This is a genomic window from Paenibacillus sp. 23TSA30-6 (assembly GCF_014858585.1).
Lineage (GTDB): Bacteria > Bacillota > Bacilli > Paenibacillales > Paenibacillaceae > Paenibacillus.
This window is the reverse complement of sequence record NZ_SLTL01000022.1, coordinates 25,037-43,827: the sequence shown is the minus strand read 5'-3', so window position 1 is coordinate 43,827 and position 18,791 is coordinate 25,037. Positions and strand designations below refer to the sequence as shown.

Sequence of the window (18,791 nt, the reverse complement as noted above, 5' to 3'; positions counted from 1 at the left end):
CCTTCTCAACAAAGGACCCTATTTAGTCCTAGGACTGGAGGCTGAGATTAGCTGGTGTAGATTTCCGGCTTCAAAATCCCTATGTATGGGAGGTTCCGGTAGTGCTCGGCATAATCCAGACCATAACCGACAACAAACGCATCCGGAAGAGTAAAGCCGGTATAATCAGCTTCAAGATTAACCGTCCGGCGGGCAGGTTTGTCAAACAAGGTTACGACACATACCGAATTGGCATTACGGTTCTTAAGCAATTCAATCAAATGAGTCAACGTCAGGCCACTGTCGATAATATCTTCGACGATCAGAACGTCGCGTCCTTCAACCGAAGCGTCCAAATCCTTAATAATTTTAACGACGCCCGATGATTTGGTGGACACACCGTAACTGGATACAGCCATGAAATCAAGCTCCAATGGTACTGTAATAGCTTTAACCAAATCCGCCATAAAGATAAACGCACCCTTCAGCACGCAGATCACCAGCGGATTCTTTCCTTCGTATTGCACGCTGAGCTGTGCGCCCAATTCCTTGATTTTACTCTGAATTTCTTCTTCGCTGATTAATACTTCCTGAATATCATTCTGCAACGGTGTAAACCTCCTAAGTTTATACTATGAAAGCCGTTCCTGCGCAATTACCGATGCCCTGGACTCTCCTGTCTTTGCCATGACATATATATAACCGAAGACGTGTGCTTTTGCACCGCGGCATGTACAGAACGCCGCACGCCCGGAATCCAGAGAATAGCTCCGGAGTGGTCGCAGACGACGGGAATAATGGGACGCAGCGAAGGAGGTATTTTTTCATCAATGAAAATATCTTTAACCTTTTTTCTTCCGTTTAATCCCATTACATACATGGTATCTCCAGGTAATCGCGAGCGTATTGTCAAAGGCAGGGCTAATTCATCCGCGTCGAAGCACGCTTCCTCCTCATTCGGCGGATTGGGTCCATCCGAATAGGAAGTTCTTCGCCACCGAAGTACACCACCCGCCTCAGGCAATTCAAGCTCACCGGAAATAGGCAATACGTCCAGTCCATAGCACCATTCGCCCATAACGCCTTGCGTACGGTCAAACAAAACCGCTTGGTCATATTCGCGGACTCCAACCGCGCCGCCGCCCAAGTCCAAACTCCACGTGGACGGCCGTTCCTGGAGAAGCCTCAGTCGAACGGTCTCAATTTTACGAAAATCTAAATTTTCACTGTCCGAAGGCAGATAATTTAATATTAGTTTAATCAACCTCCGTTGTAAAGCAACGGATAGCTTGCGGTAGGAAGCAATGGAAAACATATGCCTGCCATTATCCAAGTGTACTAATTCCTCGTACACCGCCAGCGTGGATGCCTCCATAAAATCATTTTCCTCAGCCATCGTTTCGGCCAGCCGGTTCAGGGACGGTGTCAGTTGCTCATTATATTGCCCCAAAAAAGGAAGCACATCCATACGAATGGCGTTACGACGGTATTTCGATAACAAATTGGTGCTGTCCGTTACATAGGAAAGGTCATGAAACTTGCAGAACTCGATCAGGTCAGCCTTGTACATACGTAGCAACGGGCGAATGAGTTGCACATTTTTTTCCTTGCGTGTCAGCCGCATACCCGCCAGACCCGCCGGGCCGCTACCGCGCAGCAAGTGCAGAAGAACGGTTTCGGCCTGATCATCCCCGTGATGAGCCATCGCAATATGCTGTGCCGCCCACTTTGCAGCCGTATCATGCAAAAAGGCATAGCGCAGCTCGCGAGCCGCTTCCTGCGGCCCCTTGCCGCTCTCCTTCATATAAACAGGCACATCAACCCGAATCATTTCAAACGGAACATCAAGTTTCCGAGCCATGTGGCGTACCTCGTCAGCCTCCGCATCCGATTCCTCCGGCCTGAAGCCATGATGGACGTGTGCACAGACGAGCTGCAAAGGCATATGTACGACGGATATCTCATGTAAAATATGCAAAAGGGCCACCGAATCCGGCCCTCCGGATACAGCAACCACGATGCGGTCTCCGGGGCTCCACAGCGAATGATCTCGCGCGAGGGCGAGCACTTCCTGTACAACACCGGTCGGTTTTGTTGTTCCCATTCACGACCCTCTTTTCTGCCGACCGTAAAAATGATGATCATCTGTTATCTTATGTAAGTCCTGCCGCTACCTTAGCGCAATCCAGAGCGCTCCGGCAAGCAGCAAAAGCGAGAGCGTGAAAGCATATCCCAGCCAGCGCGGATTTCCTCTTTTCACGGACGATTGCCTGACATGCGCAGAAGCCAGACGCGACCAGGAACGAGCCGCCACACGGGTATCGGGATATTCTCCACGCACTGCACCCACCAGCCATTCGGCATAGGGTCGTAATACACGGCTACGGCGAATGATGATGGTCAATTCCGCCGTATTACGTAGCTGTGGCAGCCTGCCCGCAGCTACTTTTAACGATTCGCCCTCCAATATATGAATAGTTAGAAGGGCAAAGGCAAACAGATCATACTGGGAATCGGCATTTCGACTACCCGCATTCCAGAATCCCCTGTCATACCATTCTGTAAATTGCTTAACGCTCCGTCCCGCAAGGGACACCCCGCCATAATCAATCAACTCGGCTTCTCCATAGGCATTGACCAAAATATTTTGAGGCTTCAAATCGCCAAATACCCATCCTGCCTGATGCAGATCAGCCAAACGATTAAGTATGCCAGTTCCAGCCACACCATACCATTCCGCTCCCTTGAGCGCCACAAAACGATGAAGCGGATCTCCCTTGACGTATCGCATGACATAAAAGGGTATTTCCCCACCGCTACGCAAGGATACATCGTCCACCTCGAACAAAAAGGATGGATGTCCGTTTTGCTGGAGAGCGGATTGGGTTCCCTGCGACTGCAATGTGGTCAGCACGTTAATCTCTGATTGCAGATCAAGCGTGTTCTTTCCCATTTTCAGAGCAAATTGTCGATCTGCCTGTGCCTCTTTTACCAAATATACAGTTCCGTTCGCCCCCCGGCCCAGCAGACGCTGAATGACATAGCTGCTCCGCTTCCACTTGCCCTTGATGACCGTTCCGGGTGCAAGAACGGGATCAGACGACGTAGTCACCGAGCATCCCTTCTCCTTTGCCATAGGATTCTTCCATATCTTTCTGTTCCCCTAGTGTAACATATCGGTAATAATCAATCACTTGTAAAATGGCTGGACCCGTTGGAGTCGCCCCCTTCATCCGCAAACGGCCGAATATCGACTTGACCTGGCTAAGTTCAGAGGTCCAACCCATATCCATGACCGCATCTTCACCCATCCGTCCCCCCGGAAAATGAAAGACAGAAATACGGCTAGGCCCGCTTCTGGACTGTAAACTGAGCAGCAAATCCCGAATGCTGTCTTCTACAGCAGGCAGCTTGGGCTTCATGCTCGCACTGGCATCAATGAGCAAAGCAATTTCCAAAGCGCTGGTTTCTGTCAGTTCATCCATCACCTCAACCACCTGTGCCCGTTTGGCCGGCGGCAGTTCACCGATATGTCGGGCGCCCCCCTCACCCAAAATATGCGTTAACTCTCTATTAACCGCCTGCTGAATCGTTTGAACCACTGTTTTGCGCGTCATCATCTGCATGGTCTGCGCCAATTGCTTCGTGCCTACAATTTGGCTAAAACCTCCTCCCGCTTTAGCGATTTCCTGAATCTCCGTACTTCCAAGCTCACCAATCGTCCCGTAATCTATGACTCCGGCTACGTTCACCGTAATGCCTTCCTGTAAAGCCTGAGCCGCCGCCATGACCGGACTGACACCCACATTAGAGCATCCGTCTGTAATGATCAAAATTTGCTTCATAGCTTTTTGACCTCCCGCTTCCTCGTAATCTATTCCGATAGATTCTATCTTTGCCGAATCTGGAACGATTCAAACGAAGAATACGGATTTTTAAAATGGAGGCGGAATTTCCCGGGCAATGTCTATTCAGCTAACCGTACGCGGGCGCTCCATCCAGCTCATACCCGGTACATGAAGCGTGGCCCATTCTGGGCGGAAATGATCTATTTTGCTAACAACTACCGTCATGTCATCATAGATTTGATTTTGCTGGTAGCGAATAACTCGTTCCAATAGACAGTCGGCCAACTGCTGCGGGTCATCGCTTTCAATTTCCTGAATCATGCGCTTCATCCATATTTCCTTGTTTACCGCATAACCCGGGGAGTCGTATATGCCATCTGTGATCATGATCAAAATATCACCCGGCTGTAATTGAAGCGACACCAGATCAATTTCAATATCCTGTATAATGCCAATCGGCAAATTACTGGCAGATACAGGAATGACCTCCTCCCCTCTTTTAATAAAGCTCGGCGTTGACCCAATTTTCATGAATGTCGTCCGGGCCGTATACTGATCAATCAGCGCCATATCGACCGTAGCATACATTTCCTCGGGTGATCTCAGCATCAGGACCGAGTTGACCGACTTGATCGCCAGTTTCTCATCCATACCGGATTGCAGTAATTCCTCCAAAATATTAAGCGCCGCACTGCTCTCTTGCTGCGCCCGCTCTCCGTTGCCCATGCCATCGCTCAAAGAGACCGCAAAGGTTCCGTTCCCCAGCTCCATCATGCTGTAGCTGTCTCCCGAGAAGAAGTCCCCTCCTTTGGCAGCGCTTGCTACTCCTGTGGCAATTTCATACGTTTTGGCGGAGCCAAACATGACCGTGGCCAATCCCTGGCGGCGATCTGCCGCCGTTTCGCGCATCACAGCAATATGCTCGTCCAATATGTCCGACAGCAGTGGAGCAATGATCTTCCGGCATTCGTCAAATCCCCTTGTATAGGCATGGACAATCTCAATTTCTACTTGGCCTGCATCCAGATTAATAATTTCAATGGATTGTATGGACAAGCCCAGCCGATCAAGCGCCTCTCGTATTTGTTCCTCCTGCCGATGCATCGTTTGCCCTTCACGCTGAATTTCCCGCGCCAAATCCTCCATAATCTGTGACACGCCAGATAGCTGGTCAGCAACAAGCTGACGACTGTCGTATACTTGGCGTTTCCACTGCATATTATGCTGATAGAGGCTATACTGTTGCTTCATCACTTGCAGCACCGCGCCCGTCTTGGCGCACGCCTTGCTCCACTGTGGCGGCATCTGCTCCGGCTCCAAATCCGGATTCTCCTCAATCGCACTCATCATTTCCGTCATATACTGATGAGTTTGCATAAACTTTCCGTCCCAGCACTGCTCGCACTTAAAGCAGGAGGCACATGTTCCCTCCGCCACAGCGTTCATAAAATGCTCGATTTCACCATCCGACTTCGCGCTCTCACTCGCAGATATCTGGTGAAAGCTGCGGGATAGCTGACTGAATACGCGGGAAAATTTCGTTACCCGCTCGGCAGTGAGATCACGGACCCTTTTGGCATACTCATGCTGGGATTTGGCGTGGTCCTGCGTACCAGGAACATAGGTAGAAACCGCTTTAAAGAAACTTTTTGGGGTCATTAAGAATAATAGAATCGCCGCGCAGCTCTCCCAGGTTGATGTCAGCACGTCCCCGGTCCCGTCCAAATAGATCGTCAGAATTGAGGAACCTAGCAACATCCCTAGCGCCACTGCGCCTTTTCGCCCTTCTCGCAGCATCCCTGCCAGCAAACCGGCAAATGCGAGCAAGCTCATCTGCACAATCGCAGACATATTGGCCAAGCTTAAAATTAAACCGGTAATCACACCGACCGAAGCACCTAGCGAAGCGCCCCCCACCAAGGCGAACACCAAGACCAAATAGCGAGATAGCACATGATCGACAGACAGTGAGTGAATCGTCCATCCTACCGCTCCCGTCATCACAGAGGCCAGTAAAATAATCAGACACAAAATTTCCTCATTTTTGAGCTGGCTTGTCTTTTTGCGATACGTAAACAATGGAATGGCCTGCGTAAAAACGAGTGTCAGCATAAAGCTGAGAACCGCATCCGTTCCCACGATGATAAGGTCATACCATGTGAAGGACGGGGCCATCACGGCGTAAAATAAATTGACCATAAATACAGACAGGAAAACCATAAGCGGGGCATAAGATAATTCCAGCCGATCAAAGGCTCGTAACCCGCGATACAGGAGATAGAATACAAGCAGCTCGCCGCCAATCATGAACAACGATGGATAAGGGGCAAGCAGACTGCCCAACACGACCGATACAGCCACAGGCAGCATCAGATCACGCCGCAGGAACATGATGACTGCAAAATAAGCGAGGGCAAAAGGGGATAGCTCGTCCAAAATGGTGGCGCGTCCCAGTAAAAATCCCATAGCAGACAATAGCAGCATCCATCTTTGCGCCGTTACCCATTGCACTGCTTTATGTGAATCCAGCCGCTTCTTGAGTCTGGAAGACCAACCTTCCGTACGTTCTTTAGATTTGGACTTTCTGGATTTCAACCCTGGAAAATGTACCACGTTCCATTTCTCCATCATGCGTCAGGCACCCCATTCATCAATTTGATGTTCCCATCTTAAACCGGAACGATTGAGAAAGTTTGTCAGAACCTCACGTCTTATTCCAAGAAATTTCCGACAAAAAAACGTTCTGCGCGAAAGCACAGAGCATCCGTCCCAATGCCAAGCCACGCCCGCTTGGAAGCGTATGGTAATTACGAACTCCCTCTCCTTACAAGACCTCTTCCTGTCGCCCACACTTTCGCTTAGACTAGCGATTAGCCCAGAAGATAGACGGAAAACCGTTGGAGTTTGTCGGACGATTATGTCCACACGACAAAAAAAACGTCCACTTTTCAGCTTGATTGCCCTGCTTTTTCTTCAACAAATCTTGAATATCATAAAACGCATGCAAGATTACAGTCAGATGGATCTCCCACGCTCCCATCGCCCTGCACGTATTTCAACTATTGTCGGCAGAACGCAAAAAAACCGTAGCAGTCTTTCGACTGTACGGTTTTCCGTGTATGGTTGATACGGTTGTCAAAGTGAATTAAACACGCTTCGCGCCGCGTCCTCCGCGTTTACCTTCGGTGTTCTTTTTCAGCGACGAAATGCGTTCCTCACTATCTTTCAGGAAGCGTGACATTTTATCCTCAAATGAAGGTTTACCCGGTGCAGGCTTGAACGAACGGCCTCCACGATCGCGGTTGAAACCACCGCCACCACCGCCTCCGCGTCCTTGACTTGGACCTGAACCTCCACCGCCGAAACGGTCGCCTCCGCCTGGTCCTCCTGTGCGCTCCGGTCTTGGAGCTCTTGGCGGACGGGCTTCACTTGCCGGCTTGTCAATCGTTTGCTTAATGGAAAGTCCGATTTTGCCGTCTTTGTCAACATTAATGACTTTCACCGTCACGACATCATTAATCTTCAGGTGATCGTTAACATCCTTAACGTAGTTATCGGCGATTTCCGAGATGTGAACGAGACCCGTGACACCTCCAGACAAATCCACAAATGCTCCAAAATGCGTGATGCCTGTCACTTTGCCCTCTAACTTGGTGCCCACTTCAATTGCCATAGAATAAAATGATCCTCCCTTAAAATATACAACCGATTTTTTTGCAAAAAAATCCCGCTGTGGTGATTTGATTATACAAAATGGCGGAACCAAGGTCAACTAAGCATTGGCCCGATGATGCGCCTATTTTTGCTCCCCGATGATCGGCGTCTCTTCCGGTTTGTAAAGACCGTACTTGCTTCTGGCAATTTCTCCGATATACTCGGGGTCCTTGAGACGATTCACTTCAGTTTGGAGCTGTTGTTCCGTTTGTGTAGCAGCTTGCTTCTGTTTTTCCTTCTGGGTGAGCTGTTCACTTCGATCGGCCATAATCATACCTTGAGAAAAAAAGGTGAAAATAGCCCAACTACCAAAGGCGGCAAGCGATAGCAACCAAATCATGATTCGCCTGCGCCCGCCCGCGTTGGACTTGGACGTAGGAGATGAATGGCGATCTACAGACGAATTACGCATGATACTACCTCCTTCCAAACCATCTTTTTGCTGTGTTTTTCAGTCTGATGCCGAGCTTCACAAGCAATTCTGGAGTCCTCCAGCGCGCTTTAAGCGGACCGATCAGCCAAACGAGCGGCTTCCAAACCGGCATCAGGATGTATATCAGCATCCTTCCCAGGAACACAATGAGTGCCCATGTCCATCCGACCAGCTTGCGTACCAGCCGATACAGCGCCAACACCGGATGAACAATCAGGATGCGCAGTATGCTGTTCACGATCAACGTCAGTCTGCGGACTATCTTTAATAACATTACCACAAAACGTTGGGTTGTAACACTAAAGGCCCAAAAATAGAGCCAAACCCCCAAAAGTAGTCCTAAAAAGACATAAAACCGCAGCTCACCGCGATTACTCGCGTACAGCACACGGAAAATAAACAGGGCCGAGGCCACCCAATACAGCACGTCCAACATATGAATGCTCCAACGGGCAAAATGAAAGCGGATGGACAGCACCCGGTAGCTGTCGAACACCACTCCCATGGCTATGCCCGACAACAGCATCCACGTCAATGTCAGCCATTGTGTGTGAGGGTTCATTTGAAGAGCTTGCCGAATAGGCTTTTTCCGTTTTTGGCCGGGGCCCCGGGCTCCAGGTAGACGAGGGAAGTAATCAGACCTTCAATGGACAGCAGCCCCTCTTCCAGACTGAGGTTTTTGATATGTAAATGCTGTCCGCGAATGGTGAGATGACCCAGCTCGGTCTGAAGCAGGAACTCTTCACTATCGAAGCTCTCCACATTGCTGACGCCTGAAATGTCGAGCTGCTTTCGGCTTTGCATGCGCAGGTCATGGTGCTTGGGCTTCCCTTGTTCAATCATGGCATGTACCCCTCCTTCTGTTCTTAGCTTATGAAGGGGACAACGGGATTTAGAACTGCACGAATAAGAAACTGCATAAGAAAAAGCATCCCTTCATGTAAATATGAAGGGATGCTTTAATGTACTGCATATTAGAAAGTTAGATCCAGTTACCAGTTCAAACCATTGTCTCTGGCAATGGGCTCTTCCTTCACTAATGTGTACATACTTGCAGCCTCGTCCTTGCGTGTAGTGTCGGCGAGCCGTTCCACTCGCACAGTCACCAGCTTCTGGCCAAACTGGACGGTAATTTCATCGCCTACTTTGACCGCACTGCTCGGCTTGGCTTCGCGTCCGTTCACCACGACTCTCCCCTGTTCGGAGACGTCCTTGGCTACCGTACGCCGCTTAATCAGCCGCGAGACTTTCAAGAATTTATCAAGACGCATTAGTTAACGGCTTCTTTAAGCTTATTACCGGCTTTAAAAGCAGGAACGGTCGATTCTGGAATTTCAATCGTGTTACCGGTTTGTGGATTGCGGCCTGTACGGCTGGAACGCTTGCGCGTTTCGAAAGTACCAAAGCCGATCAGTTGCACTTTGTCACCGCTGGCGAGTGCATCTGTAATTTCACCAAGAACGCCATTCAATACAGCTTCAACGTCACGTTTGCTCAAACCGCTTTTGCTGGAAATATTGTTGATCAGATCTGTCTTGTTCATAAGTTAAAAGCCTCCCAAATATCAAAAAATAATCATCGCGCTGCATGTCCATGAAATGGGGCAGACGTGAGGTCAAACTCCGGCCGAAGCCGCTCTGAACACAACTGGAATACGGTTGCCCGTAGAAAACAGTTATTTTCAGAATTACTACAAGTTATTCTGGCTTGGCCTTAAAAATCCTGCAATGGCAGTCGTTTTTTAATTCGACCCCAGTTAAGCCAACATCCTACTACAAAAGCCTCCCCATTGGCAAGTCTTCTCAAACCGACACGCTTCACAAAGGGATTTTCAGCCTTTACGGCCTAGTGTCTGCCAAGAGTCTTTTTCGCTTCCTGCCAGTACGTCTCCATCTCATCTACGCTGCTGTCCTCGGGACGTCGTCCCTGCTCGCGTAATCGTTCCTCAATGTACTGGAATCGGTCGACAAATTTGCGGTTGGTGGCCGACAGCGCCTCTTCCGGATCAACTCCCATAAAACGGGCTGCGTTCACGGCCACAAATAGCACGTCGCCCAACTCCAGCAACTGCGCATCCACGGAATGTCCCTCACGAACTGCTTCCTTCAGCTCAGCCACTTCTTCGTCCAATTTATCGAATACACCTTCAATGTTCTCCCAGTTAAAGCCTACTTTTGCCGCCTTTTTCTGGAGCTTGTACGACTTCATGAGAGCAGGCAAATCACGCGGGACACCATCCAGTACGGAAGGTTGTGCTGACGCTGTGCCTTTCATCCGTTTTTCCTCGGCTTTCATCTGTTCCCAGTTTTGCAGCGCCTCTTCCGCATCATTCGCCTGATTGTCTCCAAACACGTGCGGATGGCGGAATATCAGCTTGTCATTCAGCCCTTGAATCACATCATACACATTGAAGGTTCCGACTTCCTCTTCCATCTGGGCATGCAGCAAAATTTGCAGCAGCAGATCACCCAGCTCTTCCTTCATGTGCTCAGGGTCGTCCTCATCTATCGTTTCGATGACTTCATAGGTTTCCTCGATCAAATTTTTGCGGATCGACTGATGTGTCTGTTCCCGGTCCCATGGACAACCTTCCGGACTGCGTAAAATATCAACAATCTCATGCAGACGGTCAAAAGAACGCCGTTTCAGCGCCTCATTTTCACTGCGCGGTATGTACACCAGAGACAAGTTTCCGTAGCCCTCCACCCGATCCAACTCGTACAGTGGCACTTTATGCACCGCTTCCTCGCCCTCCACACCAAGCGCATGACCTACATAGACCTCATAGTCGTCAGGATAGCGCTCCATTAAACACAGCTTCACATCCGAAGCCGTAAACGTGTCATATACCTGTCCGATCAGCGTGTGCAACTGAGGTTGAAGCCAGCTCGCATCCAGCGTACCTGCGTCCAACAACTGGAAACCTTCAATCGGGTCAAAACCCAGACGCACAAAAGCTTCATCCAGAAAACTTTCGCCGCCAAGGATGTTCAGTTTAATGTCCTGCGCAGGGCAACGCTCTTTGAGCAATTGTACCGCCGCTTCCGCTACCATCGGATGACCCGGAACGGCATAGACGATTTCGCTTCCGTCCGCTGCTTTAGCAGCTGCTATCAACTGACTGGTAATTTCCTCGTATACCTCTGGAAAAGATTCCTTTGTCTCATACACGGTGTCAAACGACTCGAAGGCCACTCCAAACTCATCCAGTACCTTAACTGCCGGGTGCTCCTTCGTCCGCAGATACAGCGCCGAAGCGCCCCGCATTTTGTTCAATATCCCTATCGTAAGCTGATCCGGGTCTCCCGAGCCTAATCCTACGACTGTTAGTATTGCGCTCATGTCCAATCCTCCGTTCCGCAGAAACGTGGCACACACTCCGTAAATATACGGCGCGTTGCCTGCTTCCGCTTCCTTTGCTTTGGCACTACTATACCACAAAGTATATACAGGCTCATAAAATGGCTACCCCACCGCTCAACCGCAAGCGGCATAGCCACAAGGCTACGCCAGCACGCGCAGTCTGCGCAGCAGGGCTGCCAGTGGGCGTCCGAGCTTGGGCACCGCCGCAAGCTCCGCCTCTGTGATCAGCCTCAAGCGTGCGAGGCCGATCACAAACACCACGGCGCCTGCGGCTACGCCCAGCAGGCTTTCCGCCGCCGCCATGGCACGGCCTCCGGCGGCCCACCCCAAGGCACCCAGCGCCGCGCTGGTGCCCCACATCGCCGCCGCAGCTGCGCAGGCCAAGGCGACAAGCAGTACCGCCGGCTTGAGCACGCTGGCGGACCAGCTCCAGTGCAGCCCCGCCAGACGAGCGAGCAGCGCGATGTTGATCGCCGCCGCCAGCAGATAGGCGGCGGCTCCCGCGATGGCTGCGCCAGCCGTGCCCAGCGGCGGCACGAGCAGCCAGTTCAGCAGCGCCTTGGCTACGGCCGCGGCGAGCATCGCCACGGCTGGGGCACGAACTGCGCCCAGCCCTTGCAGCAGCGCCGCCGAGATGATGCTGAGCGTGCCGCCTACGGCAGTCAGCGCCATCCAGCGCATGACTCCGCTACCGGTGTCATCCGCGTACAGCATCACATTGACGGGTACCGCCAGCACAATTAAGCCTGTCGCGGCGGCTAGTCCCAACAGCCAGAACCAGCGCAGCGATTGCTCACACTGGCGGCGTGCCAGCTCCGTGCCGCCCGTTACCCGGGCTTCCGCCAACGACGGAATGAACAATGCCGACAGCGTGGTGGCAAACATCATCACCAGTTGTACAAGCGGCAGACCTCGGTTATAGACACCGAAGGCCACCATAACCCCTGTATCGTCCAATCCCTCCTGCTTTAACAAGCGAGGTACCGTAAACGTGTCCACCAAACTAATCAGCGGAACCGCCAGCGCTCCCAGGCAAACAGGCAGGGCATAACGAAGCAATGCTTTTAGCAAAGCACTGTAGCTCTCCGTCCGGTGGGCTTCTCCAGCCCGTTCCCGTGCTGTCCCGGCCGCACTCTCTAGCACACCTGATACGACAGCACGACTGCCGCTCACCAAATCGTCCGTCGTTCTCTCTATGACGCCAGAACGTCCAGACGCAGTCTCCTGTATGCCCATCTGTTCTGTCTTCCCAGCGACCCGCAAAGCCTGTTCAGACAGCCTCCCTTGCCTTCTGAGCTTCTTCCTGTGGTTGCGCCAGAATAGCAGCATGACGACCAGACCCGCTGCCCCGCCAGCCGCAGAACCAAAAACAGCCCCGGCAGCAATCATATCGGGTCCGGCTCCTTGCGACAGCATGAGCAGCAACAGCATGATCATCACACCCACTCGTACCGTCTGCTCCGTCACTTGGGAAACAGCGGTCGGGATCATATTTTGCAAACCCTGAAAATATCCCCTTAGCCCCGCCATAACCGGCACGAACAAAAAGGCAAAGGCCGCCGCCCTCACCGAGGGAATGACATGAGCATTGTCGATCCACTGACCGATCAGCGGTGCGCACGTATACATCAGCACACCCAGAATCACACCAAACATGCCCAATACAAGGGAGGATAACCGGGCTACACGTTGCCCTGCGGCTCGGTTTCCCACCGCCTCATACTCTGCTACAAATTTGGATATCGCTGCCGGAAATCCAGCAGCAGCAATGGTAATCAACAGCGTATAGAAAGGATAAACCGTATTATAAATACCGAAAACGCCGTCACCGCCGATATTTTGCAGCGGGATTTTTTGCAATGTGCCGATCAGCTTGCTCGCTACCGCCGCCAGTGTCAAAATGACAGCACCCCGTAGCAGCCGCGAAGCGGCGCGATTTTCCTGCATCGTCCGTTCCCCACTCCTACCTGAAATATGCATCTTTAACGAGTCCTATTATACCGCCTCTTTCTCCGGAAAGAAAAAAACCCTGCAAGACGACAGACGGCTTTCGCCATTCAATACGCCTTACAGGGTCGGAACGGGGGATTACTGTTCCATTTGTTTGCCGAGGAAACCAGCGGCTGTTTCAGCCATTTTGATCTCCATTTCGGCCATCTTCACGTTTTCGTCCTTGTTCAGCAACACAACGGAACCAATAGGATCACCACCCGAAACAATGGGAGCCGCCACAAAGGACGAGAGTGTTTCTTCGTGGTCTCGGGTCAGCTCATAGGAGCCGCTGGCTGTTTCCAGTACCGTTTTGCGATTATCCATACTGCCTTCGATAATGCTGCCGACCGGCTTGTCCAGAAACTCTTTTTTGGAGCCTCCGGCCACCGTAATAATGGTGTCGCGGTCAGTAATCATCGTAATATGGCCTGTGCTTTCAAACAGGGACTCAGCGTATTCTTTGGCGAAATCACCAAGTTCACCGATAGGTGAATACTTTTTCAAAATGACTTCTCCGTCACGATCCACAAAAATTTCAAGCGGATCTCCTTCACGAATTCTCAAGGTGCGGCGAATTTCCTTAGGAATAACTACCCGCCCCAGATCATCAATACGGCGAACTATACCAGTAGCTTTCATTTCACATGTTGCCCCACTTTCTCAAGAAGAATTTAGTCAACTACTGACGGTATCGAAAGACGCTTCCGCTCCCCCGGAAGCGGTCACGAAGAACGTCACGGTCATGGTGTTTATGGTGATATCTGACCATAGTATTCATCTGTTCCCAATTCCTTATGCATGTTCAGTTATTTACCTTCGGTTGTAGCTCCGTCCTTGGTTGTTCCTGCTTTGGTATCACTGGTACCACTTGTTGTGCCTCCAGGCGCAGTTGTGCTGCCAGTGCCCGATGTGGTGCCACTTTTCTCTTGCGTAGCAGGTACTTTCGGCAGGTTGATTTTCAAATCAAGCTTCGCCAAATCTTTTTCGGTAAAGTTTTGAATACTTTCACCAGCCAGCTTGTTTTTCAGAGCAGCCTTTTCGTTGTCCTTCAATTTATCAAACGTAGGCTCATTGCGGGATTCCACCTTGATGACGTGATATCCGTATTCCGTTTCCACCGGATCACCGATTTTATTGATCGGCTGCTTCTCGGCTGCTTCTTTGAAAGCAGGCACCCATTGGGCTACGGATGCATTCTCATACAAACCGCCATTGGAAGCCGAACCCGGATCTTCTGAGTATTTCTTGGCAATCGTCGCAAAATCAGCTCCGCCATCCAGCTTCGCCTTCACTTCTTTGGCCAGCTTGAGAGCATCTTCTTTCTTGCGTTCTTTTTTCGTTTTTGGATCCTGGAAATTAATCAGTACATGACGCACGGTTGCTGTCGTGAATTGATCTTTGTTTTTCTCAAATTCCTGTTTCAACTGATCGTCCGTCACTTTGTTCGTCTCACTGTTGATCACCGTCATCACACGGGTAAAGTAATCCTTCACACCCTGCTCAGTCAGTTTTTGATCACTTAAAAATGTCTTGAATTTAGCATCTCCAACCGACTTTTTATACTGCTCCAGTTGTTCGGTTCCTTCTTTGGCGCCCTGTTCCTTGGACTTATCGTCTGCTTTTTCAGCCAGAAGCTTGTACACCACTTCTTGCTTGGCAATTTGCTCCCGCACCTGATCCGAAGCAAGCATCGCTCCATATTCCGGATACAGGAATTTCATCATACTGATTTCCTGGTTAAACTCATTTTCCGTAATGGTTCCGCCAGTGTAGGTCACGACAACCTTACTACTGTCCTTCGGTTGGTCCTTGACCTTACTCTCCTCGGCTTGCTTCGTACATGCCGCCAGCACCGATATAGCCAGCACCGCGGCAATGGCCACCGATAGCATTCTCCAAGGTTTTCTTTTATTTGGTTGTGACATTTTGCAGTTCCTCCTTCAATGTGAATGCATCTTTTAGTGCACTCAAAAATTGCTCCAGCAGCTCTAGTATCTGTGGATCATCCAGACCTCTGCCTTTGATGCGTGCACTCATAGGAGTGCCCTGTTCAAATTGTACACGTCTTTCAAAGCGATTGCCAATCTCCGCAAGTTTGGCGGTCTGTACCGCCTGCTGGCGCCCTTCGTGGAATTTCAACACGATGTTGTCATCCCGCTGGACAATGGACTCAATGCCATACATGCGTCCGTACACCTTGAGACGGGCCACAGCCAGCAAATGACGCACAGCCTCCGGCAAGTCGCCAAAGCGGTCGACCAGCTCATCCTCCAGCTCCATAGCCTCGTCAAACGTGCTGACTGCCGCAACCTTTTTATAAATCTCAATCTTCTGAATACTGTCGTAAATATAATCTCCTGGCAGGTAAGCATCCACGCCCAAATCAATGGACGTACTCCAATTTCGATTCGACAGATCTTCTTCTCCAAGTACGCTAACCTTGCGTTTATTAATTTCCTCAGCCAGCATCTGCGAGTAAAGGTCAAAACCGACGGATGCAATGAATCCGTGCTGCTCTGCACCGAGCAAATTCCCCGCTCCGCGAATCGACAAATCGCGCATCGCGATCTTGAACCCGGAGCCCAACTCCGTAAACTCCTTGATCGACTGAAGGCGCTTCTCTGCCACTTCCGTTAACACCTTATCCCGCTGGTACGTAAAATAAGCATAGGCAATCCGGTTGGAACGGCCTACACGCCCACGCAGCTGATAAAGCTGGGACAACCCCATTTTATCGGCATCATGCACGATGAGTGTATTCACATTCGGAATATCTACCCCCGTCTCAATAATGCTGGTGCTGACCAGTACATCGTATTCACCGTCCAGGAAGTCCAAAATGGTCTTCTCCAGCTCGGATTCGGACATCTGACCATGACCCACGCCCACCTTGGCATCCGGCACAAGCGCATTGATCTCGGCAGCCATTTCCTGAATACCCTGTACGCGATTATACAGGTAGTACACCTGTCCTCCGCGTGCCATCTCGCGTTCAATCGCCTCACGCACCAACGTCTGGCTGTGCTCGACAACATAAGTCTGCACGGGAAAACGGTTTTCCGGCGGTGTCTCAATGACCGACAAATCGCGAACCCCGAGCATAGACATATGTAGCGTACGCGGGATAGGCGTAGCCGTTAACGTCAGCACGTCCACATTCGTTTTCAGCTTTTTCAGCTTTTCCTTATGCGTCACGCCAAACCGCTGCTCCTCATCGACAATGAGCATCCCCAGATCCTTAAACACCAGATCCTGCGACAACAAGCGATGGGTGCCAATGACAATATCGACCGTCCCCTGACGAACCCCTTTAATCGTCTCATTCTGCTCCTTGCGCGAACGGAAACGGCTCAACACCTGAATGTTGAACGGATACCCGGAAAAGCGCTCACGGAACGTCTCATAATGCTGCTGTGCCAAAATCGTCGTCGGTACTAACACGGCCACCTGCTTGCCCTCAATAGCCGACTTAAACGCAGCGCGGATGGCAACCTCTGTCTTGCCGTAGCCCACATCACCGCACAGCAAACGATCCATCGGACGGCTCTGCTCCATGTCCTTCTTGATCTCTTCAATTGCCCGAATCTGGTCACGTGTCTCTTCATACGGGAACATATCCTCAAATTCCTGCTGTTCCGGTGAATCCTTTTCAAAAGCAAAACCCGGCGCTGACTGCCGTTCTGCGTACAGCTTGATCAAATCATCAGCAATGTCCTGAACCGAGCTGCGAACCTTGCTCTTCACCCGTATCCATTCATTTCCGCCCAGCTTGTAAATCTTAGGTTCCTTGTCCTCTGAGCCGACATACTTCTGAATTAGGTCAATCTGCTCAATCGGTACAGACAGCTTATCGCCGCCCGCATAGAGAATGTGCATGTAATCCTTATGGATACCGCCAACCTCCAGCGTACCGATCCCCATGTACTTCCCGATCCCGTGATTCTGGTGTACGACATAGTCGCCCACCTTTAGCTCGCTATAGCTCTTAATCCGTTCTGCGTTGTCCACATGGCGGCCCTGCTTGCGTGCTTTGCGCTGCTTTTGCGAGAACATTTCGCCCTCGGTAATCACTGCCAAATGAATAGATGGCATCTCAAAACCACTTTGCAAATTGCCGATAGCCATCGTTGGCTCATCAATACCGTAATCCTGAAGCACCCGGCGCATCCGATCCAGCCGCTCGTCTCCACTCGCCAGCATCATAACCTGTGTGCCCGCCTTGCGCCAGCGATCCATTTCCGCCTTGAGCACATTCATTTGACCGTGGAAATCCTGCATACCACGGCAGATGAAATTCAAAATATTTTGCGGCTGTGTATGCGGAACCTGACGGAGAAAGATCGACAGGAACAACGTCTGGAATCTCCGGTTATACAGCAGATTGTCCGCGTTATCCGACAGCTCTAGCTGCGGTAACGTTTTACCGTTTTGAAGCAAATGCAAATTCCACTCGGACTCATCCCGTTCAAGCTGCTTGGCTGTTTCCAGCATCCGCGCCGGCTCGTCAATGATCAGAATGGTGTCTTCCGGCATGTAATCTGCCAAGGTTTTGCGTTCGGGATACAACAGCGAGATATATTTATAGATTTCGTCAAAATACACATGCTCCCGTAGCAGCTCAATTTCGCGGTGAATCTCTTCTTTCAGATGCAGCTTGGCCTGACGGTCTGTCATTTTGCCAAGCTGCTCCTCCAACAGAATCGCTGCGGCATCTGCCGCCTGATCCATACGAGCGCTATCCGCGATGACTTCCTTGCACGGCGTTACGGTAACTTCCTGCACCTTTTCCACCGAGCGCTGGTCTTGCGGGTCGAACATACGGATGGAGTCAATTTCATCATCGAACAGCTCCACGCGGTAGCCCCAACGGGTTGTCATCGGATAAAAATCGATAATCCCGCCACGGACACTCATCTCTCCACGTGACTCTACACGCTCCACCCGCTGGTACCCCATCTCGACCATATGCAGCAAAAATGGCTCCAGTTGGATCGTTTCGCCTTCTTTTAGCTCGATTCGGGCTTCACGCCACGTCTCTGGAAGCGGCAGCAAACGCCGGACACCAGAAAACGGCACGACAACAATCCCACGAAAACCCTGGGCGCATCGTATCAATACTTCAATTCGTTGGGATAGCGTCTCCGGGCTGGATATGGCGGCTTCAGCAGCCACCAGCTCATTCGAGGGGTACAACAAAACCCGTTCAGGAGGAAGCGCTTCCTGCAAATCATCTGCTATTTTTTGAGCGGCAAACATGTTGTGCGTCATGACCAGGATCGGTCGTCCGGTATCTTCGGCAAGCGCGGCCATCAGTACCTGTCGGGAAGAGCCCGACAAACCAGATATGAGCTGTTCCTTCATGCCTGATGATATACCTGCTGCAATGGATGCATAATCAGCATCCTTGGTAAAAGCCTGAATAAGTGCTTGTAACAAAAAAGGCACCCCTTTATGCTTATAAA

Annotated in this window: 16 protein-coding genes; all 16 read right to left on the bottom strand. The window is 50.9% G+C overall.

The annotated features are described in order from the left end of the window. Nucleotides 1–47: 47 nt before the first annotated feature. Complete coding sequence (gene hpt / locus E0698_RS18900) at nt 48–587, bottom strand: hypoxanthine phosphoribosyltransferase (RefSeq protein ID WP_014279057.1); 540 nt, start codon at nt 585–587, stop codon at nt 48–50. Nucleotides 588–634: 47 nt separating this feature from the next. Beyond that, the gene (gene tilS, locus E0698_RS18895; RefSeq protein ID WP_192512562.1) at nt 635–2,083 is read right to left on the bottom strand and encodes a tRNA lysidine(34) synthetase TilS; all 1,449 of its coding nucleotides are present in this window, start codon (nt 2,081–2,083) and stop codon (nt 635–637) included. Between the two features lie 66 nt (nt 2,084–2,149). Continuing rightward, nucleotides 2,150–3,091 carry a protein kinase domain-containing protein gene (locus E0698_RS18890; protein WP_134914524.1) on the bottom strand — a complete coding sequence of 314 codons (942 nt, stop codon included), beginning with the start codon at nt 3,089–3,091 and terminating at the stop codon, nt 2,150–2,152. Further along, nucleotides 3,075–3,824, bottom strand: coding sequence for a vWA domain-containing protein (locus tag E0698_RS18885; RefSeq protein WP_134911730.1), 750 nt, complete (start codon nt 3,822–3,824; stop codon nt 3,075–3,077). The genes E0698_RS18890 and E0698_RS18885 overlap by 17 nt, the downstream gene beginning before the upstream one ends. 126 nt (nt 3,825–3,950) lie before the next feature. Continuing rightward, a complete protein-coding gene (gene spoIIE, locus E0698_RS18880; protein ID WP_192512561.1) occupies nt 3,951–6,458 on the bottom strand; it encodes a stage II sporulation protein E in 2,508 nt (835 codons plus the stop codon). Between the two features lie 514 nt (nt 6,459–6,972). Beyond that, a complete protein-coding gene (locus tag E0698_RS18875) occupies nt 6,973–7,500 on the bottom strand; it encodes a S1 domain-containing RNA-binding protein (protein ID WP_025683065.1) in 528 nt (175 codons plus the stop codon). 123 nt (nt 7,501–7,623) lie between these two features. Then, entirely contained in the window at nt 7,624–7,953 is a 330-nt protein-coding gene (locus E0698_RS18870; protein ID WP_044646042.1) for an FtsB family cell division protein, read from the bottom strand. A 4-nt stretch (nt 7,954–7,957) separates the two neighbouring features. After that, nucleotides 7,958–8,536: a spore cortex biosynthesis protein YabQ gene (yabQ, locus tag E0698_RS18865; RefSeq protein WP_149096291.1), complete on the bottom strand. Its 579-nt coding sequence runs from the start codon at nt 8,534–8,536 to the stop codon at nt 7,958–7,960. Beyond that, the gene (yabP, locus tag E0698_RS18860) at nt 8,533–8,817 is read right to left on the bottom strand and encodes a sporulation protein YabP (RefSeq protein ID WP_014279048.1); all 285 of its coding nucleotides are present in this window, start codon (nt 8,815–8,817) and stop codon (nt 8,533–8,535) included. The genes yabQ and yabP overlap by 4 nt, the downstream gene beginning before the upstream one ends. A gap of 149 nt (nt 8,818–8,966) precedes the next feature. Continuing rightward, nucleotides 8,967–9,245, bottom strand: a complete 279-nt coding sequence (locus E0698_RS18855) for an RNA-binding S4 domain-containing protein (RefSeq protein ID WP_014599342.1) — start codon at nt 9,243–9,245, stop codon at nt 8,967–8,969. Beyond that, entirely contained in the window at nt 9,245–9,517 is a 273-nt protein-coding gene (locus E0698_RS18850; RefSeq protein WP_007428028.1) for an HU family DNA-binding protein, read from the bottom strand. The genes E0698_RS18855 and E0698_RS18850 overlap by 1 nt, the downstream gene beginning before the upstream one ends. A 302-nt stretch (nt 9,518–9,819) precedes the next feature. Continuing rightward, entirely contained in the window at nt 9,820–11,316 is a 1,497-nt protein-coding gene (gene mazG / locus E0698_RS18845) for a nucleoside triphosphate pyrophosphohydrolase (protein WP_192512560.1), read from the bottom strand. Nucleotides 11,317–11,478: 162 nt separating this feature from the next. Next, complete coding sequence (locus tag E0698_RS18840; protein WP_192512559.1) at nt 11,479–13,284, bottom strand: putative polysaccharide biosynthesis protein; 1,806 nt, start codon at nt 13,282–13,284, stop codon at nt 11,479–11,481. 141 nt (nt 13,285–13,425) lie between these two features. Then, entirely contained in the window at nt 13,426–13,968 is a 543-nt protein-coding gene (gene spoVT, locus E0698_RS18835) for a stage V sporulation protein T (RefSeq protein WP_134911735.1), read from the bottom strand. A gap of 167 nt (nt 13,969–14,135) precedes the next feature. Beyond that, nucleotides 14,136–15,254 carry a peptidylprolyl isomerase gene (locus E0698_RS18830; RefSeq protein ID WP_192512558.1) on the bottom strand — a complete coding sequence of 373 codons (1,119 nt, stop codon included), beginning with the start codon at nt 15,252–15,254 and terminating at the stop codon, nt 14,136–14,138. Continuing rightward, nucleotides 15,238–18,765: a transcription-repair coupling factor gene (gene mfd / locus E0698_RS18825; protein WP_192512557.1), complete on the bottom strand. Its 3,528-nt coding sequence runs from the start codon at nt 18,763–18,765 to the stop codon at nt 15,238–15,240. The genes E0698_RS18830 and mfd overlap by 17 nt, the downstream gene beginning before the upstream one ends. Nucleotides 18,766–18,791 lie beyond the last annotated feature (26 nt).

Excerpts from the sequence above, each read along its gene's own strand:
- yabQ (WP_149096291.1), bottom strand. The coding sequence starts at position 8,536 with ATGAACCCTCACACACAATGGCTGACATTGACGTGGATGCTGTTGTCG.
- E0698_RS18850 (WP_007428028.1), bottom strand. The coding sequence starts at position 9,517 with ATGAACAAGACAGATCTGATCAACAATATTTCCAGCAAAAGCGGTTTG.
- mazG (WP_192512560.1), bottom strand. The coding sequence starts at position 11,316 with ATGAGCGCAATACTAACAGTCGTAGGATTAGGCTCGGGAGACCCGGAT.
- E0698_RS18870 (WP_044646042.1), bottom strand. The coding sequence starts at position 7,953 with ATGCGTAATTCGTCTGTAGATCGCCATTCATCTCCTACGTCCAAGTCC.
- E0698_RS18875 (WP_025683065.1), bottom strand. The coding sequence starts at position 7,500 with ATGGCAATTGAAGTGGGCACCAAGTTAGAGGGCAAAGTGACAGGCATC.
- E0698_RS18855 (WP_014599342.1), bottom strand. The coding sequence starts at position 9,245 with ATGCGTCTTGATAAATTCTTGAAAGTCTCGCGGCTGATTAAGCGGCGT.
- spoIIE (WP_192512561.1), bottom strand. The coding sequence starts at position 6,458 with ATGATGGAGAAATGGAACGTGGTACATTTTCCAGGGTTGAAATCCAGA.
- tilS (WP_192512562.1), bottom strand. The coding sequence starts at position 2,083 with ATGGGAACAACAAAACCGACCGGTGTTGTACAGGAAGTGCTCGCCCTC.
- E0698_RS18830 (WP_192512558.1), bottom strand. The coding sequence starts at position 15,254 with ATGTCACAACCAAATAAAAGAAAACCTTGGAGAATGCTATCGGTGGCC.
- E0698_RS18840 (WP_192512559.1), bottom strand. The coding sequence starts at position 13,284 with ATGCAGGAAAATCGCGCCGCTTCGCGGCTGCTACGGGGTGCTGTCATT.
- E0698_RS18885 (WP_134911730.1), bottom strand. The coding sequence starts at position 3,824 with ATGAAGCAAATTTTGATCATTACAGACGGATGCTCTAATGTGGGTGTC.
- yabP (WP_014279048.1), bottom strand. The coding sequence starts at position 8,817 with ATGATTGAACAAGGGAAGCCCAAGCACCATGACCTGCGCATGCAAAGC.
- spoVT (WP_134911735.1), bottom strand. The coding sequence starts at position 13,968 with ATGAAAGCTACTGGTATAGTTCGCCGTATTGATGATCTGGGGCGGGTA.